The 19,040-nt window shown below is 72.4% G+C and carries 15 protein-coding genes and 1 pseudogene; 9 read left to right on the forward strand and 7 right to left on the reverse strand.

Going from position 1 to position 19,040, the window contains the following annotated elements:
* The first annotated feature begins 7 nt into the window (after positions 1–7).
* Positions 8–757 carry a hypothetical protein gene (locus OHA37_RS06490; protein ID WP_266903351.1) on the forward strand — a complete coding sequence of 250 codons (750 nt, stop codon included), beginning with the start codon at positions 8–10 and terminating at the stop codon, positions 755–757.
* 34 nt (positions 758–791) lie between these two features.
* On the opposite strand, the gene OHA37_RS06495 is transcribed toward OHA37_RS06490, so the two are convergent.
* From OHA37_RS06495 to OHA37_RS06520, 6 genes are all read right to left on the reverse strand, one after another.
* Positions 792–1,025 (reverse strand): LapA family protein, encoded by a 234-nt coding sequence (locus OHA37_RS06495; RefSeq protein ID WP_266903353.1) that lies wholly within the window; start codon positions 1,023–1,025, stop codon positions 792–794.
* A 33-nt stretch (positions 1,026–1,058) separates the two neighbouring features.
* On the reverse strand, positions 1,059–3,137 hold the full coding sequence (locus OHA37_RS06500) for a prolyl oligopeptidase family serine peptidase (protein ID WP_266903355.1): 2,079 nt from the start codon (positions 3,135–3,137) through the stop codon (positions 1,059–1,061).
* On the reverse strand, positions 3,134–4,516 hold the full coding sequence (locus OHA37_RS06505; protein ID WP_266912557.1) for a M20/M25/M40 family metallo-hydrolase: 1,383 nt from the start codon (positions 4,514–4,516) through the stop codon (positions 3,134–3,136). The genes OHA37_RS06500 and OHA37_RS06505 overlap by 4 nt, the downstream gene beginning before the upstream one ends.
* Before the next feature lies 1 nt (position 4,517).
* Positions 4,518–5,351: a M55 family metallopeptidase gene (locus tag OHA37_RS06510; RefSeq protein ID WP_266903357.1), complete on the reverse strand. Its 834-nt coding sequence runs from the start codon at positions 5,349–5,351 to the stop codon at positions 4,518–4,520.
* Positions 5,352–5,554: 203 nt separating this feature from the next.
* Positions 5,555–5,998, reverse strand: a complete 444-nt coding sequence (locus OHA37_RS06515) for an SRPBCC family protein (RefSeq protein WP_266903359.1) — start codon at positions 5,996–5,998, stop codon at positions 5,555–5,557.
* Positions 5,999–6,072: 74 nt separating this feature from the next.
* Positions 6,073–6,906, reverse strand: coding sequence for a hypothetical protein (locus tag OHA37_RS06520; RefSeq protein WP_266903361.1), 834 nt, complete (start codon positions 6,904–6,906; stop codon positions 6,073–6,075).
* A 109-nt stretch (positions 6,907–7,015) separates the two neighbouring features.
* Here OHA37_RS06520 and OHA37_RS06525 point away from each other — a divergent pair, with 109 nt between their 5' ends.
* The 3 genes and pseudogenes from OHA37_RS06525 to OHA37_RS06535 form a co-directional block, all read left to right on the forward strand.
* Positions 7,016–8,050, forward strand: coding sequence for an Rv2578c family radical SAM protein (locus OHA37_RS06525; protein ID WP_266903363.1), 1,035 nt, complete (start codon positions 7,016–7,018; stop codon positions 8,048–8,050).
* Between the two features lie 123 nt (positions 8,051–8,173).
* Positions 8,174–9,778 (forward strand): alpha/beta hydrolase, encoded by a 1,605-nt coding sequence (locus tag OHA37_RS06530; protein ID WP_266903365.1) that lies wholly within the window; start codon positions 8,174–8,176, stop codon positions 9,776–9,778.
* 24 nt (positions 9,779–9,802) lie between these two features.
* Positions 9,803–10,210 (forward strand): annotated as a pseudogene (locus OHA37_RS06535) (RidA family protein); the annotation flags it as partial.
* Between the two features lie 100 nt (positions 10,211–10,310).
* Here the strand turns inward: OHA37_RS06535 and OHA37_RS06540 are convergent.
* Positions 10,311–10,880: a HEAT repeat domain-containing protein gene (locus OHA37_RS06540; protein WP_266903369.1), complete on the reverse strand. Its 570-nt coding sequence runs from the start codon at positions 10,878–10,880 to the stop codon at positions 10,311–10,313.
* Between the two features lie 459 nt (positions 10,881–11,339).
* Between OHA37_RS06540 and OHA37_RS06545 the strand changes: the two genes are divergently transcribed.
* The 5 genes from OHA37_RS06545 to OHA37_RS06565 all read left to right on the forward strand — a co-directional run bounded on the left by OHA37_RS06545 (position 11,340) and on the right by OHA37_RS06565 (position 19,040).
* Positions 11,340–13,175 (forward strand): 3-hydroxyacyl-CoA dehydrogenase family protein, encoded by a 1,836-nt coding sequence (locus OHA37_RS06545; protein ID WP_266903371.1) that lies wholly within the window; start codon positions 11,340–11,342, stop codon positions 13,173–13,175.
* A gap of 196 nt (positions 13,176–13,371) precedes the next feature.
* A complete protein-coding gene (locus OHA37_RS06550) occupies positions 13,372–14,193 on the forward strand; it encodes a TetR family transcriptional regulator (RefSeq protein ID WP_266903373.1) in 822 nt (273 codons plus the stop codon).
* A 410-nt stretch (positions 14,194–14,603) separates the two neighbouring features.
* Positions 14,604–15,941, forward strand: a complete 1,338-nt coding sequence (gene ccrA, locus OHA37_RS06555) for a crotonyl-CoA carboxylase/reductase (protein ID WP_266885008.1) — start codon at positions 14,604–14,606, stop codon at positions 15,939–15,941.
* 31 nt (positions 15,942–15,972) lie between these two features.
* Positions 15,973–18,069, forward strand: a complete 2,097-nt coding sequence (locus OHA37_RS06560; RefSeq protein ID WP_266903375.1) for a protein meaA — start codon at positions 15,973–15,975, stop codon at positions 18,067–18,069.
* Positions 18,066–19,040: an HpcH/HpaI aldolase/citrate lyase family protein gene (locus tag OHA37_RS06565; protein ID WP_266903377.1), complete on the forward strand. Its 975-nt coding sequence runs from the start codon at positions 18,066–18,068 to the stop codon at positions 19,038–19,040. The genes OHA37_RS06560 and OHA37_RS06565 overlap by 4 nt, the downstream gene beginning before the upstream one ends.

The raw sequence follows: 19,040 nt of genomic DNA on the forward strand, positions 1-19,040 counted from the left end.
TCCCGATGTGATCATCACCCCGAACACCGAAGAACTCCTCCTCGCGGCCGCGTACAACAACGCCGCGTGGTGCGCCGCGGTCTGCCGCGACGGCGGCTTCACCGCCCAGGCCTGGAGCAGCCCGCGCCCGACCCCGCTCTACTACCCGGATGCCGTGACCCTCACCCGGGACACCGACACGGCCGCGCTGCTCGCCGGGATCGACACCGCGGCGCCCCGCGCCTCGGTCAAGGACAGCTTCGCCGTGCTCGACCTGGCCCCGGCCGGCTTCGAGGTCCTCTTCGGCGCCGAGTGGATCCACCGCCCTGCGGGCGCTCCCGGCGCCGTCCCGGCCCTGGAGTGGAGCCGGATCTCCGGCCCCGGGGAGCTGGTGGCCTGGGAGACGGCCTGGGACGGCGAGGAGAGCACCGGGCTGTTCCACCCGGGGCTGCTCACGGGGACCACCGGGGAGACCGCGGAGGCCGCGGAGACCGGAGACACCGGGGAGATCGCCTTCCTCGCGGGGCGCGACGCCGAGGGCCGGATCCTGGCCGGGGCCGCCGCCAACCGCACCGGTGAAGTGGTCGGCGTCTCCAACGTGTTCAGCGCCGACGGAACCCCGGACGACGAGGCCTGGACGGGCGCGCTCACCCTGGCCGCCTCGCTCTGGCCCGGCCTGGCGCTCGTCGGCTACGAGTCGGGGGACGACCTCGACACGGCACTGCGCCACGGCTTCACGGCCATCGGCCCGCTCCGGGTCTGGGTCCACTCGGGCTGACCGCGGCCCCGGGCCCCGGACCCCGGGGCTCCCGCTATGTGCGGCGCCGGGCGAAGTAGACCCCGCACAGCCCGCCCAGTACGGCCGCGATCAGCAGGGCGACGTACAGCGGCATCGTCACCTGCGGGATCAACAGCCGGATCTTGGTGGGGCGGGTGTTCTCGAAGATGAACACCAGGGTGAGCACCGCGAGCGCGGCGATGCCGGCGCGGCCCGGGGTGATCGGCCCGCGCCCCTTGCCCCGGCTCTTGGAGGTGTGGGAGCTCATGGCCCCATCGTCCGCTCGCGGCGCCCCGGAGGCTCAGTCGGACAGGGCCAAACGGGGGATGTCCGCCCGCTCGAACCCGAACACCTGCGCGTACAGCGAGAGCTCCGCCTCCAGCGCCCGGACCATCGTGTCCGCGCGCCGGAAGCCGTGCCCCTCGCCCTCGAAGGTCACGTACGCGTGCGGCACCGACCGCCCGCGCATCGCGGCCAGCAGCCGCTCCGCCTGCGCGGGCGGGCAGACCGGGTCGTCCAGACCCTGGAGCAGGACGAACGGCGCGGTGATCCGGTCGGCGCGGGCCACCGGGGAGCGCTCGCGGCTGAGCAGGGCCAGGGTCTGCGGAGGTCCGGCGAGGCCGTCGACGTAGCGGGACTCCAGGTCGTGGGTCTCGGCGGCGAAGCCGGCCAGGTCCAGTACCGGGTAGATGATCGCCGCGCACGCGTACAGGTCGGTGGCCGCCAGCGAGGCCGCGGCCGTCCAGCCGCCCGCGCTGCCGCCCCGGATCGCGAGCCGGTCCGGGTCGGCGGTGCCCTCGGCGGCCAGGGCCCGCGCCACCGCGGCGCAGTCCTCCACGTCGACGATGCCCCACTGTTCGCGCAGCCGTTCCCGGTAGGCGCGCCCGTAGCCCGTGGAGCCGCCGTAGTTGACCTCGACGACGCCGATGCCGCGGGAGGTGAAGTAGGCGATGTGCAGGTCGAGAACGGGCGGCACGTGGTCGGTGGGGCCGCCGTGCGCCCACACCACGTACGGGGGCAGCTCGTCGGCCCTGGCGCGCAGCAGGGGGTGGTGCGGCGGGTAGACGTGGGCGTGGATCTCCCGGCCGCCCCGGCCGAAGAAGGTCCTGCTCTGCGGCTCCGGGTAGTAGGCGGGGTCCGCCCGGTCGGCCGGTCCCGGTCCGCGGGCCTCACCGGGCCCAGCCGCCCCGCCCGTACCGTCGGCCCCTTCCGCCTCGTCCGCTCCCGGGGAGCCGCGGCCGCCCACCACCCGGGCGTGCCCGGTGGCCGTGTCCAGCTCCACCACCTCGTACGCGCTGCGCGGGCTGGCCGCGACCCCGTAGACCCGGCCGCCGCTGACGGCGAGGGTGGGCTGCCAGGCCGTCCACGGCCCGGCCGCGTCGACCAGGTCCCCGCTCTCGGGATCGAGCACGCCGAGCACCGAGGAGCCCCGGCCGTGCAGGACGGCCACCAGTCCGTCGGGGAGCGCCGCGATCCAGCGCAGGCCGGGCTTCCACAGCGGCCCGCCGAACTCCTCTTCCCGGGGGCACAGGTTGACGGCCTCGCCCGTCTCCCGGTCCACCCGGTACGGGTTCCACCAGCCGCCCCGGTCGCTCACCGCGAGGAGGCTTCCGCCGGTGGTCCACTCGACCTGCGCGACGGCCTCCTCGGGTCCGCCGAGCACGGTACGGGGCTCCGCGAGCCGGCCGTCCGCGGTGACCTCGGCGAGCCGCAACTCGGTGCCGTCCCACGGCATACGGGGGTGGTCCCACACCAGCCAGGCCGCCTGCCGCCCGTCGGGAGAGAGCCGGGGCCCGCTGCTGAACCGGTACCGGTCATCGGTCAACTCCCGCACGCGGGACCTGTCTTCCGCGGCCGACCCGTCCAGCGGTACGGCAGCCAGGACGCGGCGCACATCGGTCGGCCCGGCTCCGGTGAACTCCTCCAGCACGCACCAGACTTCACCGTCACGCAGCACCGGGTCGGCCCAGCGCAGCCCGCCGCCCACCGCCGAGACGGGGGTCAGCGCCCGCGGGGCCGGGCCGCCGGGCGCGTCCGGCTCGTACGCGTACAGCCGCTGGTCGGCGAAGTGGACGAAGACCACCAGAGGCCCGCCCAGGGGCCGTTCGGCTCCCGCCCAGGGCAGTCCGCCGTACTCCGTGACCCGGCTGCGCACGTTCCACGGCGCGGGCAGCGCGCAGAGCGCGGGTCCGCCGTCCGCGGGCCGGCGGACCAGGGCGCGGCGGCCGCCTTCGGCCGGCCGGGGCACCGTCCACCACACCTCGGCACCGATCGCGCCGACGTACTCCGGCCTCCCGTCGAGGGAGGCGGCGAGCCCGGCGCCGATCGGCGAGGGCCAACTGCCGTAGGGGGCGGTGCCGTCGCCGCGCGGGGTCTTCACAGTGTGCGCAGGGCTCGGTCGAGGACGCGGACCCCGAAGTGCAGGGCGTCGACGGGCACCCGCTCGTCGACTCCGTGGAAGAGGGACCAGTAGTCGAAGCCGGGCGGCAGCTTGAGCGGGGAGAAGCCGTAGCCGGTGATGCCGAGCCGGGAGAACTGCTTGGCGTCGGTGCCGCCCGCCATGCAGAAGGGCACCACGTGCCCCTCCGGGTCGAAGGCCTCGACGGACTCGCGCAGGATCCCGTACGTCCGCCCGTCCACGGGGGCTTCGAGGGCCACCTCCCGGTGGTGGAACTCCCAGTGCACGTCGGGGCCGGTGAGCTCGTCGAGGGTGGCGGTGAACTCGGCCTCGCCGCCGGGCAGCATCCGGCCGTCCACGTACCCGGTGGCGGTGCCCGGGATGACGTTGAGCTTGTAACCGGCGCTGAGCATGGTCGGGTTGGCGCTGTTGCGGACGGTCGCCTCGACGAGCGCGCCGGCCGGGCCGAGCTTGTTGAGGATCTGGTCGAGCTGGAAACCGGGGTCGCGCGGGTCCACCGACATCCCCTGCAGGGCCGCGAGTTCGGTGATGCAGGCGGTGACGGTGTCGGTGAGGCGGACCGGCCAGTCGTGCTCGCCGATGCGGGCGACGGCGGCGGCGAGGCGGCTGACCGCGTTGGCCCGGTTGGGCTTGGAGCCGTGTCCGGCGGTGCCGGTCGCGGTGAGCTTCAGCCAGGCGGTGCCGCGTTCGCCGGCGGCGATCGGGTAGAGGGCCTGCCCGGGCGCGGCGTGCACGGTGAAGGCACCGGATTCGCTGATGCCCTCGGTACAGCCTTCGAAGAGCTCGGGGTGGTGGTCGGCGAGGAAGCCCGAGCCGTCGATCGCGCTGTCCTCCTCGTCGGCGGTGTAGGCGATCACGATGTCCCGCCGCGGCTTCACTCCGGCCCGCGCCCAGGCCCGTACGACGGCGAGCACCATCGCGTCCATGTTCTTCATGTCGACGGCGCCGCGGCCCCACACCACCCCGTCGCGGACTTCGCCGGAGAAGGGGTCCACGCTCCAGTCGGCGGCCTCGGCCGGGACCACGTCGAGGTGGCCGTGGACCAGGAGGGCGGGGGCGGTGGGGTCGGTGCCCGCGATCCGGGCCACCACGTTGGTGCGGCCCGGGGTGCGTTCCAGCAGCGCGGGCTCCAGGCCGATGGCGGCCAGCCGCTCGGCGACGTACTCGGCGGCCGGGCGCTCCCGGCAGTCGCCGCCGCCGCGGTTGGTGGTGTCGATGCGGATCAGGCCGGAGGTGAACTCGACGGCCTCGTCGAGCGCCCTCTGATCGACGGGGGCGACGGGGGCGGTGGAGGCGGCGGGGGCGGCAGGGCCGCTCCCGGTTCCACCCGGACCGGACATGTCAGCCATATTGCTCCTCCATCGCTGCCGAGACGATCGTGGTGACCGCCTTGAAGGTCCGGATCCCCTCGTACATCGTCCCGCTGGTGTACCCGACCCTACGCTCACCCGATCGCTCGACCCCGGGCACCACCGTGGCGGCCATCGCCAGGTGTTCGGCGTCGAACTCGACCTCCACCGCGAACGGCCCGCCCCGCACCGGTTCGTACCGGACGGCGAGGGCGGCGGCCTCCTTGGCGGCGGCCCGGATGTCGGCGGCCGTACGGGCCGGGGTGCGGCAGACGGCGGCGTAGCGCGAGACGTGGTCCTTGACGGCGACGGTCACCGCGTTGGGGGCGTAGCCGGCGGCGTCGGCGCAGGTCAGGTCGTCTCCGGTGACCAGGATGACCGGGACGCCGTACTCGGCGACCACGTGGGCGTTGAGCAGCCCCTCGCCGGCACGGGTCCCGTTGACCCAGACCCCGGTGATGGAGTTGGCGAGGTAGGTGTGGGCGAGCACGCCCTCGGCGCCGGCGCCCGTGTGGTAGCCGACGAAGGCGATGCCGTCCACGTCCCCGTGCTGGACGCCCTCGACCATGGAGAGGGATTTGTGGCGGCCGGTCAGCATCTCGACGCGTTCGTCGAGGTGCTCCAGCAGCAGGTTGCGCATGGTCCAGTGGGCCTCGTTGACGAGGACCTGGTCGGCGCCGGCGTCGTAGAACCCGAGGACGGCGGCGTTCACGTCGGAGGTGAACATGGTCCGGCAGCGTTCCCACTGCGGGGTCCCGGGCAGCACGTCGGCGGGCCAGGTGACGCCGGTGGCGCCTTCCATGTCGGCGGAGATGAGGATCTTCATCGGGCCCCCGGGCGGTCGGTAGCGCTCAGGGCCCCACCCTAGCCCGCCGGCCCCCGCCGGGCCCCGTGGCCACGCCCGGGCCGTGTCGGGGTCGCACCGGGGGGGCGCGCCGGGTCACCGGCGGGCTCATTTCACCCGATCCGGTGAGGCCCGATCCCCGGCCTCACCGGCACTCACCGACGACCCATCGGCAACGGCCTTGCTCAGCCCTCGACTTCGGCGGCCAGGTTGGCGAGGAGGGTGTCGTAGATGCGGGCCAGTCCCTTGGGCGCGAAGGTGCGCTCGAAGAAACCGCCGATGCCGCCGGCGCCGTTCCACACGGTGGTGACGACGGCCTTGGACTTGCCCTCGCCGGCCGGGGTGACCGTCCAGGTGGTGACCATGGAGGAGTTGCGGTCCTTCTCCACGAGCTGGCCGTCGGTGGGCTCGGTGACCTCCAGCAGGCAGTCGCGGACCCGCTTGCTCGTGGCCTGGAGCTTCCAGTGGACGAGGGTGCCCTCGCCGTCGCCGCCCTCGCGCACCTCGTACTCGCTGAAGTGCTCGGGCAGCACCTTGCCCCGGGTCCCGGTGTAGTCGGCCAGCGCGTCGAACACGGTCTCCGCGTCCGCCCCGATGATGCGTTCCGTGGTGGCCTCGACCTGCGCCATGGCTTTCCTCCAGCAGTTGTGTTCGCTCGTCACCGCGAAGCCAACCACCTCCGGGGCGGGCGCCCAAATCCGGGTCAGACGTGACAGCGGACGGAGACGAGGAGGGTGTCGTCCGGCAGCCCGGCGAGATAGGCCGCCGCGCTGTCCAGCTGCCCCATGGGCGGCGGAGTGTGCGGGCAGGCCGCGGGGTCGTCGCAGGCACCGTGGAGGGGATCCTCCCCCTGCTCGCACCACCAGCCGTCGAGGGTCAGGACGTTCTCGCAGGCGGCTGCCCACCGGCCGTAGTGCCAGACGCACATGTCCCGGTCGTGGAACCGCCCGAAGCTTTCGAGCGGGTCGTCGATGTCGCGGAGGACGGATTCGAAACCGTCGGCCGCCGGGTCGACGGGCAGTTCGGCGGCCCATCGCCGGAAGGGCACTACCGGCGCCTGCGCCAGGTACGCGGCATGGGCATCGCGGAACGCGGCCTCCGTCTCGGCGGACGTCCTCCCCGCGGTCCACTCCGGCCGGAACTCCGACCACGGGCGGGCCGGCGGGTGGGCCCGGAGGATCTCCTGCCAGCGGTCCCAGGCGGCTCCGCCCAGTGCGGCGGTCCGCTCCGAGGACCCGCGCACCACGAGCAGTCCGCGCGGACCGCCCGCGCACCAGCCGGGCTCGCTGTCCTCGCGGGTGCCGTCCCAGCGCGGGTGGTCGTGGACGATCCGGGGGTCCGCCTCGTGACCCGGCCGAACGCGGTAGCCGGACCTCTCCACACCGCCCTGGATCCGCCAGCTGTCCCAGATGCGCAGGTCCAGGGAGATGTCACCGTCCCGGTCCAGCCAGAAGGGCGCCATCGCCTCCCCGACCGCTTCTTCGAGCCGGTCCCGGGCCTCGCCCGGGAGGCACACCGTGTGTCTGTATCCCGCCATGGGTGCAGCCTCACACCCCCGCACCACGCCGACCAGCGAATATGGGGGTCCGCACGATCATGGGAACGTTTGTTCTATTCTCGGGGCGAGCTACCGAGGGAGGCGCACCATGCGCTGGGACAACCTGACCGAGGGCCCCACGGGCCCGGCCGCGCTCTTCGGCGCCGACTCCGTCGTCACCCGCACCTTCGACACCCCCGAATTCCGGGGGATCACCTTCCACGAGGTCCGGGCCCGGTCGATCGTCAACCGGGTCCCCGGCGCCTCCCGCATGCCGTTCGAGTGGACCGTGAACCCGTACCGGGGGTGCAGTCACGCCTGCGTGTACTGCTTCGCGCGCAAGACGCACGGCTATCTCGACCTCGACACCGGGATCGGCTTCGACTCCCAGATCGTCGTCAAGACCAACGCCCCCGAGCTCGTGCGCCGCGAACTCGCCTCGCCCCGCTGGACCGGCGCGCACATCGCGATGGGCACCAACGTCGACTGCTATCAGCGCGCCGAGGGCCGGTACCGGCTCATGCCCGGGATCATCGAGGCGCTGCGGGAGCGCGCCAATCCCTTCTCCATCCTCACCAAGGGCACGCTGATCCTGCGCGACCTCCCGCTCATCCAGGAGGCCGCGGCCGTCGCCGACGTCGGGATCTCCGTGTCCGTCGGCTTCACCGACACCGCCCTGTGGCGCACGGTCGAGCCCGGCACCCCCTCCCCCGCCGCCCGGCTGCAGGCCGTCCGCACCCTCACCGACGCCGGCATCGAGTGCGGGGTGCTGATGGCCCCCGTGATCCCCTTCCTCGGGGACTCCCCGGAGCAGCTGCGGGCCACCGTCCGGGCCGTCGCCGAGTCGGGCGCGACCTCCGTGACACCCCTGGTGCTCCATCTGCGCCCCGGGGCGCGGGAGTGGTTCACGGCCTGGCTGGGCGAGCACCACCCCCGCCTGGTCGAACGGTACGAGCGGATGTACGCGGGCGGCTCGTACGCACCCACCTGGTACCAGCGGATGATCACCCGCCAAGTCCACGAGCTCACCGCCGAATTCGGCATCGGCCCCGGCGGCCCCGCACCGGCCCGGCGGATCGTCGCACCGGAGCGGCCGGACGAGCTCGCGCCCGCGCCCGGGGCGACCCAGCTCAGCCTGCTCTGAGCAGCCGTACGACCGTACGACCGACTGAAGGGTCATCACATCGGGCCAATCGGGGCCCCAATCCCCCCTTCCGAGCACAGGTTCCGGGACGATTCCGCCCAGAACCCTCGGCTGGGAGGCCCCATGCTGCACCCGACGCTGCACCCGACGAAGAACAAGCCCGGTCCCGCTCTGCGGCGCGCCGCCGTCCTGCTGGCGGTGTCCACCCTCGCCGCCGCCCTGGCGAGCCCGGTGACGGCCGCGGCCCCGGCAGCGGCAGCGGCCGCCCCGGCCGCCGAAGCCCTGAAGTGGTCCAACTGCGCGACCTCCCGCTACCCGACGCTCCAGTGCGCCTCCCTCAAGGTCCCGCTCGACCACGACAGCCCGGCCGGCCGGCAGATCTCCCTCGCCCTGACCCGCGTCCCCCACACGGCCGCCCGCTCCCAGGGCCCCCTGCTGGTCAACCCCGGCGGGCCCGGCGGCAGCGGGCGCACCCTGGCCGGTTTCATCGCCTCCGCCCTGCCCAAGGAGGTCGCGGCCCAGTACGACGTGATCGGCTTCGACCCCCGGGGCGTAGGCAAGAGCGAGCCCGCCCTGGACTGCGGCGCGGGCCACTTCACGCCCGTACGGCCCGACTCCGTGCCGCTGGACGAGGCGACCGAGCGGGCCAACCTGGAGCGGGTGAAGTCCTTCGCCGAGTCCTGTCAGACCAAGCACGCCGACGTCCTCCCGTACATCGACACGGTGTCGGCGGCCCGCGACCTCGAAGTGCTGCGCACCGCCCTGCGCGCGGACAAGCTGAGCTACTTCGGCTACTCCTACGGCACCTACCTGGGCGCGGTGTACGCCAAGCTCCACCCCGGCCGCGTGCACCGCCTGGTCCTGGACTCCGTCGTCGATCCGGCCGGGGTCTGGTACGAGGACAACCTCGCCCAGGACCAGGCCTTCGACTCCCGCCACAAGGCCTTCCTGGCCTGGGTGGCCCGGTACGACTCCACGTACCACCTCGGCACCGACCCGGCCGAGGTCGAGTCCCGCTGGTACGAGATGCGGACGGCGCTGCGCACCGCCCCGGCGGGCGCCAAGGTGGGCCCGGCGGAGCTGGAGGACACCTTCATGCCGGGCGGCTACTTCAACGGCTACTGGCCCCACCTCGCCGCCGCCTTCGCCGCGTACTCCGTGGACGGCGACCCGAAGCCGCTGGTCTCCGCGTACGAGAAGTTCGGCGCGGTGGAGCCCTCGGCGGGCAACAGCTACAGCGTCTACACGGCCGTGCAGTGCCGGGACTCGGCGTGGCCCAGGAACTGGAACCAGTGGCGGGCCGACATGTGGCGCACGCACGCCAAGGCACCCTTCATGACCTGGAACAACGCCTGGTACAACGCCCCCTGCGCGTTCTGGCCGTCCGAGCCGCTCCAGGCCCCGGACGTCACCAACTCCGCGCTCCCGCAGGCGCTCCTCTTCCAGGCGACCGAGGACGCCGCGACCCCGTACGAGGGCGCGGTGAGCATGCGGCGCAAGCTCGCGGGCTCGGCGCTGGTGGTCGAGGAGGGCGGCGGCAACCACGGCGTCGCCCTGAGCGGCAACAAGTGCCTCGACGAGAAGCTGTCCGCGTACCTGCTGACGGGCAAGGCCGCGGACGCCGTCTGCCCCGCCCAGGCGGAGCCCACCCCGATCCCGGCGACCCGCGCGGTCCCGCCGTCGGCGGGCGGCGCGGCGCTGCACGGGCTGCTCGGCTTCCGGGGCTGACCCGCAGCGGGCAAGATCGTGCCCATGACCACCTCACAGGACAACCACCTCACCCGCGTCGCCGCTCCCGAGGGCGTGGCCCCGGGCACCGGCTACAACCACGTCGTCTGGGGCACGGGGCGGTTCGTCGCCGTGTCCGGGCAGTGCGCCTTCGACGAGAAGGGCGAGTTGGTCGGCGAGGGCGACGCCGCCGCCCAGGCCCGGCAGGTGTTCGAGAACCTGCGGCTGTGCCTGGCGGCGGCCGGGGCCACCTTCGACGACGTGGTGAAGCTGACGTACTTCGTCACGGACGTCGCCCACCTCCCGGCGGTTCGGGAGGCCCGCGACGAGGTGATCGCCCCGGACCGCCTCCCGGCCTCCTCGGCGGTTCAGGTGGCGGCCCTGTTCCGGCCGGAACTGCTGATGGAGATCGAGGCCTTCGCGGTCCTCCCGGAGCGGACCGGGACCGGATCGCACTCCGGGGCCGAGACGGAGACCGGCTTCCGGACCGGTTCCGGAGCCGGGTTCGGCACCGGGTTCAAGACCGGCTTCGCTAGCTGACGCCCAGCCCCCGCAGGGCCGCCGTCGCCGCCACCGCCAGCCGGGGGTGCGACTGGGCCCGGGTCAGGACCTCCCGGGCGCGCTGGTCCGCCAGCGCGCCCAGCCCCTCCACGCAGGCCAGGGCCACCCGCCAGTACGGGTCGTGCGGCGCGAGCAGCCGCGACAGCGTGCGGATCAGCGCCGGGGCGGATTCCGGCGCCCGCAGCGCCGCCAGCAGCCGGACCGGGTGCAGGGCGTAGGCCGTGCGCAGTTCGTTCGTGGCCAGCGCCGCCGCCGCGCGGGCGGTGCGCGGGTCCCCGAGGACGGCCAGCGCCTGCGCGGCCGCCTCGCAGCGCGGCGGGTCCCGGTGGTTGAGCAGCAGGACCAGGGACTCGAAGGCGCGCCGGTCGCCGGCCAGTCCCAGCCGGTACGCGGCCAGTTCGCGGGCCCACAGGGGCAGCCCGGCGGAGGTCAGGGAGGCCGCCAGGCCGTCCGCGTCCTGCGCGAGCAGCTCCGCGTACCGCGCTTCGCCCTCCGGGGCCCGCCCGGCTTCGGCCCGCAGACGTTCCAACACCTCGTTCACGCGGCCACCCTAGAGCAGCCGGTTGATCGATGATCGATGATCGGTACATTTGGGCGGTACAGGTCACATCTGCGCGCTCTGGCGGACCAGTTGGGGACGGGTTACTGTCCCTACAACACGTACGAGGGCGGCCTGGTGACGCAGCCACCTCGTGCCAGTCGGTTCTGCACGACTCCGCACCACCTCACGGCGTGACCCCGGGACAGGGCTCCGCCGCTTGCGCCCCACCGGCTCCTTGCTGCCGGGTTCCTCCGGGTTCCCCGGTTCTGCCGCCATCCCCGGTCATCCGGGAGCCCCGGGCTTCTCCGCACGCCTTTCGCACGGTTTTCCGCCTGCTCTTCCGCGTGCTCTTCCGCTCGGATCCCCCACGGATTCCCGCACGGGTTCCCATACGGCCTCCGCGCGCGCCGTGCTCCGCGTGCCCCCTCAGTCGTCACCCTCTTCCACTGGAGTCCCGCGATGGACCTTCCGTCCACGTCCAGTCAGTCCTCTTCCCCCTCCTCCCAGCCCGTCCGTCCGGCGCTGCAGACCATCGCCGTCGTCGGTCTCGGCACGATGGGCTCCGGCATCGCCGAGGTCCTCGCCCGGGCCGGCCGCGAGGTCATCGGCATCGACATCAGCGAGGCCGCCGCCCGCCGGGCCACCACGGCCCTCGCGGCGACCACCGCCCGCTCCGTGGCGCGGGAGCAGCTCACCGATCAGGAGCGCGAGGCGGTGCTCGCCCGCTTCCGCACCTTCTCCGAGCTGGGCGCCGCCGCCGACGCCGACCTCGTCATCGAGGTGGTCCCCGAGTCCTACGAGCTCAAGCAGCGGATCTTCCGCGAGCTCGACGCGATCGTCCGGCCCACCGCGATCCTGGCCACCGGCACCAACGCCCTGTCGGTGACGCGGATGGCCGCCGAGTCCCAGCGCCCGGAGCGCGTGGTCGGCCTGCACTTCTTCAACCCGGCGCCGACGATGAAGCTGGTCGAGGTCGTCTCCAGCGTGCTGACGGCCCCGCCGGCCGTCGAGGCGGTCACCACGCTGGCCCGCGAGCTCGGCAAGGAGCCCGTCGCGGTCGGCGACCGTCCGGGCTTCGTCGCCGACGGCCTGCTGTTCGGCTACCTCAACCAGGCCGCCGCCATGTACGAGGCGAAGTACGCCTCCCGCGAGGACATCGACGCGGCGATGAAGCTGGGCTGCGGCCTCCCGATGGGCCCGCTCGCGCTGCTCGACCTGATCGGCGTGGACACCGCCCGCACGGTCCTCGAGGCCATGTACACCTCCTCGGGCGACCGGCTGCACGCCCCGGCCCCGATCCTCGGCCACCTCGCCGAGGCGGGCCTGACCGGGCAGAAGTCCGGGCGCGGCTTCTACACGTACGAGGCCCCGGGCAGCCAGGTCGTCGTCCGCGACCTCCAGACCCCGCCGGACGGGGACCTGGTCCGGGCGAGCCGTCCGGTGAACTCGGTCGGCGTGGCCGGCTCGGGCACGATGGCGAGCGGCATCGCGCAGGTCTTCGCGCAGGCCGGCTTCCCCGTGGTGCTGGCGGCGCGCAGCCAGGAGAAGGCGGACGCGGCGAAGGCCGCGATCGCCAAGTCGCTGGCCCGCGCGGTGGACCGGGGCCGGCTGACGGCCGAGGCCGCCGCCGCCACCGTGAACCGGATCACGGCGGCGGGCTCGCTGGACGCCTTCTCCGACGTGGACCTGGCCGTGGAGGCCGTCGCCGAGGACCTGGAGGTGAAGCAGGAGCTGTTCCGGTCGCTGGACAAGGCCTGCAAGCCCGGTGCGGTGCTCGCCACCACGACCTCCTCGCTCCCGGTGATCGCGATCGCCCGCGCGACCTCGCGGCCCGAGGACGTGATCGGCATGCACTTCTTCAACCCGGCTCCGGCGATGAAGCTGGTCGAGGTGGTCCGGACCGTCCTGACCGCCGACGACGTGCACGCCACGGTCCGCGGGATCTGCGGTCAGGTGCGCAAGCACGCGGTGGACTGCGGGGACCGGGCCGGCTTCATCGTGAACGCGCTGCTGTTCCCGTACCTCAACAACGCGATCAAGATGGTCGAGCAGCACTACGCGGGCATCGACGACATCGACGCCGCGATGAAGCTGGGCGGCGGCTACCCGATGGGGCCCTTCGAGCTCCTCGACGTGGTCGGCCTGGACGTGTCGCTGGCCATCGAGCAGGTCCTGCACAAGGAGTTCCGCGACCCGGGCCTGGCCCCGTCCCCGCTGCTGGAGCACCTGGTCGCCGCGGGCTGCCTGGGCCGGAAGACCGGCCGCGGATTCCGTGAGTACGCCCCCCGCCGGTAATCCGCGGCAGGCGCAGGAGCCCCAGGAGCCCCACAGACAGGATGCGTGGGGAGGGCTGCTCGGGTCCGCCGGACCCTCACGGCGGACACACCCTCCCGAGGAGCACTGTGTGCCCAGTGCCGGCCCTCCCCCGCATCCATCCCCGCCCCACCCCCCTCGGGAGCGCTCTCCCGAGCGAATGAAGTACTTTCGCTCTATGTCCCAGCCCGCCAAGACCTCACCCCGCGCCTCCGCGGCCTCCGACGCCCCGGAGACCCCGGCCGGCACCAAGGCGGCCGCTCAGCGGCTCAAGATGCGCCGCGAGCTGGCGGCGGCCGCCATGGCGCTCTTCGCGAACAAGGGGTACGAGGCCACGACGGTCGACGAGATCGCCTCGGTGGCCGGGGTCGCGCGCCGGACCTTCTTCCGGCACTTCCGGTCCAAGGAAGAGGCGATCTTCCCGGACCACGACGACACCCTGACCCGCGCCGAGGCCGTCCTCGACGTGGCCCCGGCGCACGAGCACCCGCTCGACACGGTGTGCCGGGGGATCAAGGAAGTCATGAAGATGTACGCCGCCTCGCCGGCGGTGTCGGTGGAGCGCTACCGGCTCACCCGCGAGGTGCCGGCGCTGCGGGAGCGGGAGATCGCCTCGGTCGCCCGCTACGAGCGGCTGTTCACCCGCTACCTGCTGGCCCATTTCGACGAGACCGACCACCACGACGGCAACGACGACCCGCTGCTGGCGGAGGTCGCCGCCTCGGCGGTGGTCACGGCCCACAACCACGTGCTGCGGCGCTGGCTGCGGGCGGGCGGGCAGGGCGACGTGGAGGCGCAGCTCGACCACGCCTTCGCGATCGTGCGCAAGACCTTCGGTTCGGGGATCGGCGCGGGGCGCACGCTGAGCACGCCGCCCGAGCCCGCCACCGCGCCGGCCTCGGTGCGTACGCAGGGCGAGGTACTGGTGGCGGTGGCCCGCACGGACGCCCCGCTGGACGAGGTCATGCGGACCATCGAAGAGGCGCTCAGAAACAAGTAGGCGACACACGTCACAGCGGCCGCTCCCGTTCCGGGGGCGGCCGCTTTCGTTTGTCCGAGTTGCCCCTACTCGCGGGTAACTCTGATCGATCATCGCTCATCCGTGCAGGTCAATCGGCAAATGAGAGAAAGTTTTGGCACGCGGTGCCTTGCTGAGTGACACGGGGTGCCATACGTTGAATCTCGTCCGGATGTCCCCGCGGTCCAGCCCACTCGGCACGAACCGCGCCCCGGATGCCTGCGTCACCAGGCCCCCGCACCGCCCCACCACAGGCAACGCGCAGCTCCACCCCAGCCGAATCGACGGCGCCCCGAGCAGCCCCGCTCACCACACCGCTTCGCCATTCAGCAGCTCAACGCACCCCGTTTCCCTCAGCGCACCCTCATCAGCGCACGGCCGGAGGCAACACCGTGAAGGACATCCTGGACGCGATCCAGTCGCAGGCCGCGACGGCCGCCGACTTCGCTGCCCTGCCGCTCCCCGACTCGTACCGCGCGATCACCGTGCACAAGGACGAGGCGGAGATGTTCGCCGGGCTCACCACCCGCGAGAAGGACCCCCGCAAGTCCCTGCACCTCGACGAGGTGCCGCTCCCCGAGCTGGGCCCGGGCGAGGCCCTGGTCGCCGTCATGGCCTCCTCGGTCAACTACAACTCCGTGTGGACCTCGATCTTCGAGCCGGTGTCCACCTTCAGCTTCCTGGAGCGCTACGGGCGCCTCTCGGAGCTCACCAAGCGCCACGACCTGCCGTACCACATCATCGGCTCGGACCTCGCGGGCGTCGTCCTGCGCACCGGCCCCGGCGTGAACGCCTGGAAGCCGGGCGACGAGGTCGTCGCGCACTGCCTGTCGGTCGAGCTGGAGTCCTCGGACGGCCACAACGACACGATGCTCGACCCCGAGCAGCGCATCTGGGGCTTCGAGACCAACTTCGGCGGCCTGGCGGAGATCGCCCTGGTCAAGTCGAACCAGCTGATGCCCAAGCCCGACCACCTCAGCTGGGAGGAGGCCGCCTCCCCCGGCCTGGTCAACTCCACCGCGTACCGCCAGCTGGTCTCCCGCAACGGCGCCGGCATGAAGCAGGGCGACAACGTCCTGATCTGGGGCGCCAGCGGCGGACTCGGCTCGTACGCCACCCAGTTCGCCCTGGCCGGCGGCGCCAACCCGATCTGCGTGGTCTCCTCCCCGGAGAAGGCGGACATCTGCCGGGCGATGGGCGCGACGGCGGTCATCGACCGCAACGCCGAGGGCTACAAGTTCTGGAAGGACGAGCACACCCAGGACCCGAAGGAGTGGAAGCGCTTCGGCAAGCGCATCCGCGAGCTCACCGGCGGCGAGGACATCGACATCGTCTTCGAGCACCCGGGCCGCGAGACCTTCGGCGCGAGCGTCTATGTCACCCGCAAGGGCGGCACCATCACCACCTGCGCCTCGACCTCGGGCTACATGCACGAGTACGACAACCGCTACCTGTGGATGTCCCTGAAGAAGATCATCGGCTCGCACTTCGCGAACTACCGCGAGGCCTGGGAGGCCAACCGGCTGATCTCGAAGGGCAAGATCCACCCCACTCTGTCCCGGGTCTACTCCCTGGAGGAGACCGGCCAGGCCGCCTACGACGTCCACCGCAACCTCCACCAGGGCAAGGTCGGCGTGCTCTGCCTGTCCCCCGAGGAAGGCCTCGGCGTCCGGGACCACGAGATGCGCGCGACGCACCTCGACGCGATCAACCGCTTCCGCAACATCTGAGACCCCTCAAAGGCCAAAGGGACAGCCTGAGATGACAGAGCGCCAGAAGGACCGTCCGTGGCTCATGCGGACGTACGCCGGCCACTCCACGGCCGAGGCGTCCAACGAGCTGTACCGCCGCAACCTCGCCAAGGGCCAGACCGGCCTGTCGGTCGCGTTCGACCTTCCGACGCAGACCGGCTACGACCCCGACCACATCCTCGCCCGCGGCGAGGTCGGCCGGGTCGGGGTCCCGGTCTCCCATCTGGGCGACATGCGGCGGCTGTTCCAGGACATCCCCCTGGAGCAGATGAACACCTCGATGACGATCAACGCCACCGCCATGTGGCTGCTGGCGCTCTACCAGGTGGCCGCCGAGGAGCAGGGCGCGGACATCGCCCAGCTCCAGGGCACCACCCAGAACGACATCGTCAAGGAGTACCTCTCGCGCGGGACGCACGTCTTCCCGCCCGGGCCCTCGCTCCGCCTGACGACGGACATGATCGCGTACACGGTCAACCACATCCCGAAGTGGAACCCGATCAACATCTGCAGCTACCACCTGCAGGAGGCCGGGGCCACGCCCGTCCAGGAGATCTCGTACGCCATGTCCACGGCCATCGCGGTCCTGGACTCGGTGCGCGACTCGGGCCAGGTCCCGCCGGAGCGCTTCGGCGAGGTCGTCGCCCGGATCTCCTTCTTCGTGAACGCGGGCGTCCGCTTCATCGAGGAGATGTGCAAGATGCGCGCCTTCGGCCGCATCTGGGACAAGGTCACCCGCGAGCGCTACGGCATCGAGAACGAGAAGCAGCGCCGCTTCCGGTACGGCGTCCAGGTCAACTCCCTGGGCCTGACCGAGGCGCAGCCGGAGAACAACGTCCAGCGGATCGTGCTGGAGATGCTCGCGGTGACCCTCTCCAAGGACGCCCGCGCCCGCGCCGTGCAGCTGCCGGCCTGGAACGAGGCGCTGGGCCTGCCCCGGCCCTGGGACCAGCAGTGGTCGCTGCGGATCCAGCAGGTCCTGGCCCACGAGAGCGACCTGCTGGAGTACGAGGACATCTTCGCCGGCTCGCACGTGATCGAGGCCAAGGTCGAGTCCCTGGTGGCCGAGTGCCTGGCCGAGATCGACCGGATCCAGGAGATGGGCGGCGCGATGGCGGCCGTCGAGTCCGGGTACCTCAAGGGCGAGCTGGTCTCCTCGCACGCCGCGCGGCGGGCCCGGATCGAGGACGGCCAGGACAAGATCGTCGGCGTCAACTGCTTCCAGCAGACCGAGGAGAACCCGCTCACCTCCGACCTGGACGGCGCCATCATGACGGTGGACGGGGCCCTGGAGGCGCAGACCGTCGAGCGCATCGGCCGCTGGAAGGCCGAGCGCCAGGAGTCCTCGGACCGGCAGGGCGGCGGCGACCCGTTCGTCTTCCCGACGGTGATGCAGGCCCTGGACCGGCTCAAGGATGCCGCCGCCGGGGACGAGAACCTGATGGAGGCCACCCTGGAGTGCGCCCGCGCCGGTGTCACCACCGGCGAGTGGTCGAGCGCGCTGCGCGAGGTGTTCGGCGAGTTCCGGGCGCCGACCGGGGTCTCCTCGGCCCCGGTGGCCGTGACCGCCGAGGAGGGGACCCCCATGGCCCTCGTCCGCGCGAAGGTCTCCCGTACCGCCGACGAGCTGGGCTCCGGCCGGCTGCGCCTGCTGGTCGGCAAGCCCGGCCTGGACGGGCACTCCAACGGCGCCGAGCAGATCGCCGTACGGGCCCGCGACGCCGGTTTCGAGGTGGTCTACCAGGGCATCCGGCTGACCCCCGAGGAGATTTCCTCGGCGGCGCTGGCCGAGGACGTGCACTGCGTGGGACTGTCCATCCTGTCCGGCTCGCACAGCGCGCTCGTCCCGGACGTGCTGGAACGCCTGCGTGCGGCGGGGGCGGGTGACATCCCCGTCGTGCTCGGCGGCATCATTCCGAATGCCGACGCCGTGGCGCTCAAGGAGGCCGGGGTGGCGGCGGTCTTCACCCCGAAGGACTTCGGCATCACGGAGATCATCGGCAAAATCGTCGACGAGATCCGCCGGGCCAACAAGCTCCACCCGCTCGGCGACGCCGACGAGATCATCGACACTGACACCCTTGCAAGCACGGAGGTCCCCGCATGACCACGCCCTCTTCCCCGGTCAACCGGCTGCGGCCGCGCCGCTCCTGCCTCGCGGTGCCGGGTTCCAACCCCCGGTTCCTGGAGAAGGCCCAGGGCCTCCCGGCCGACCAGGTCTTCCTGGACCTGGAGGACGCCTGCGCCCCGCTCGCCAAGGAGGGCGCCCGCCACACGATCGTGGACGCGCTGAACAACGGCGACTGGACCGGCAAGACCCGCGTGGTGCGCGTCAACGACTGGACCACGCACTGGACGTACCGCGATGTGATCACGGTCGTCGAGGGCGCCGGCCAGAACCTCGACTGCATCATGCTGCCGAAGGTCCAGGACGCCCAGCAGGTCGTGGCGCTCGACCTCCTGCTGACGCAGATCGAGAAGACGATGGGCTTCGAGGTCGGCAAGATCGGCATCGAGGCGCAGATCGAGAACGCCAAGGGCCTGGTCAACGTCGACGCGATCGCCGCCGCCTCGCCGCGGCTGGAAACCATCATCTTCGGACCGGCCGACTTCATGGCCTCCATCAACATGAAGTCCCTGGTCGTGGGCATGCAGCCGCCCGGCTACGGCGCGGACGCCTACCACTACATCCTGATGCGGATCCTGATGGCGGCCCGCATGCACGACCTCCAGGCGATCGACGGCCCCTTCCTCCAGATCAAGAACGTCGACGGCTACCGCGAGGTCGCCGGGCGCGCCGCGGCCCTGGGCTTCGACGGCAAGTGGGTGCTGCACCCCGGCCAGGTCGACGCGGCCAACGAGGTCTTCTCCCCCTCCCAGGAGGACTACGACCACGCCGAGCTGATCCTCGACGCGTACGACTGGTGCACCTCCGAGGCGGGCGGCAAGAAGGGCTCCGCGATGCTCGGCGACGAGATGATCGACGAGGCCAGCCGCAAGATGGCCCTGGTCATCTCGGGCAAGGGCCGCGCCGCCGGCATGCAGCGCACCACCAAGTTCGAAATCCCGGAGGCCTGA

The sequence above is a fragment of the Streptomyces sp. NBC_00335 genome (assembly GCF_036127095.1).
Taxonomy (GTDB): domain Bacteria; phylum Actinomycetota; class Actinomycetes; order Streptomycetales; family Streptomycetaceae; genus Streptomyces.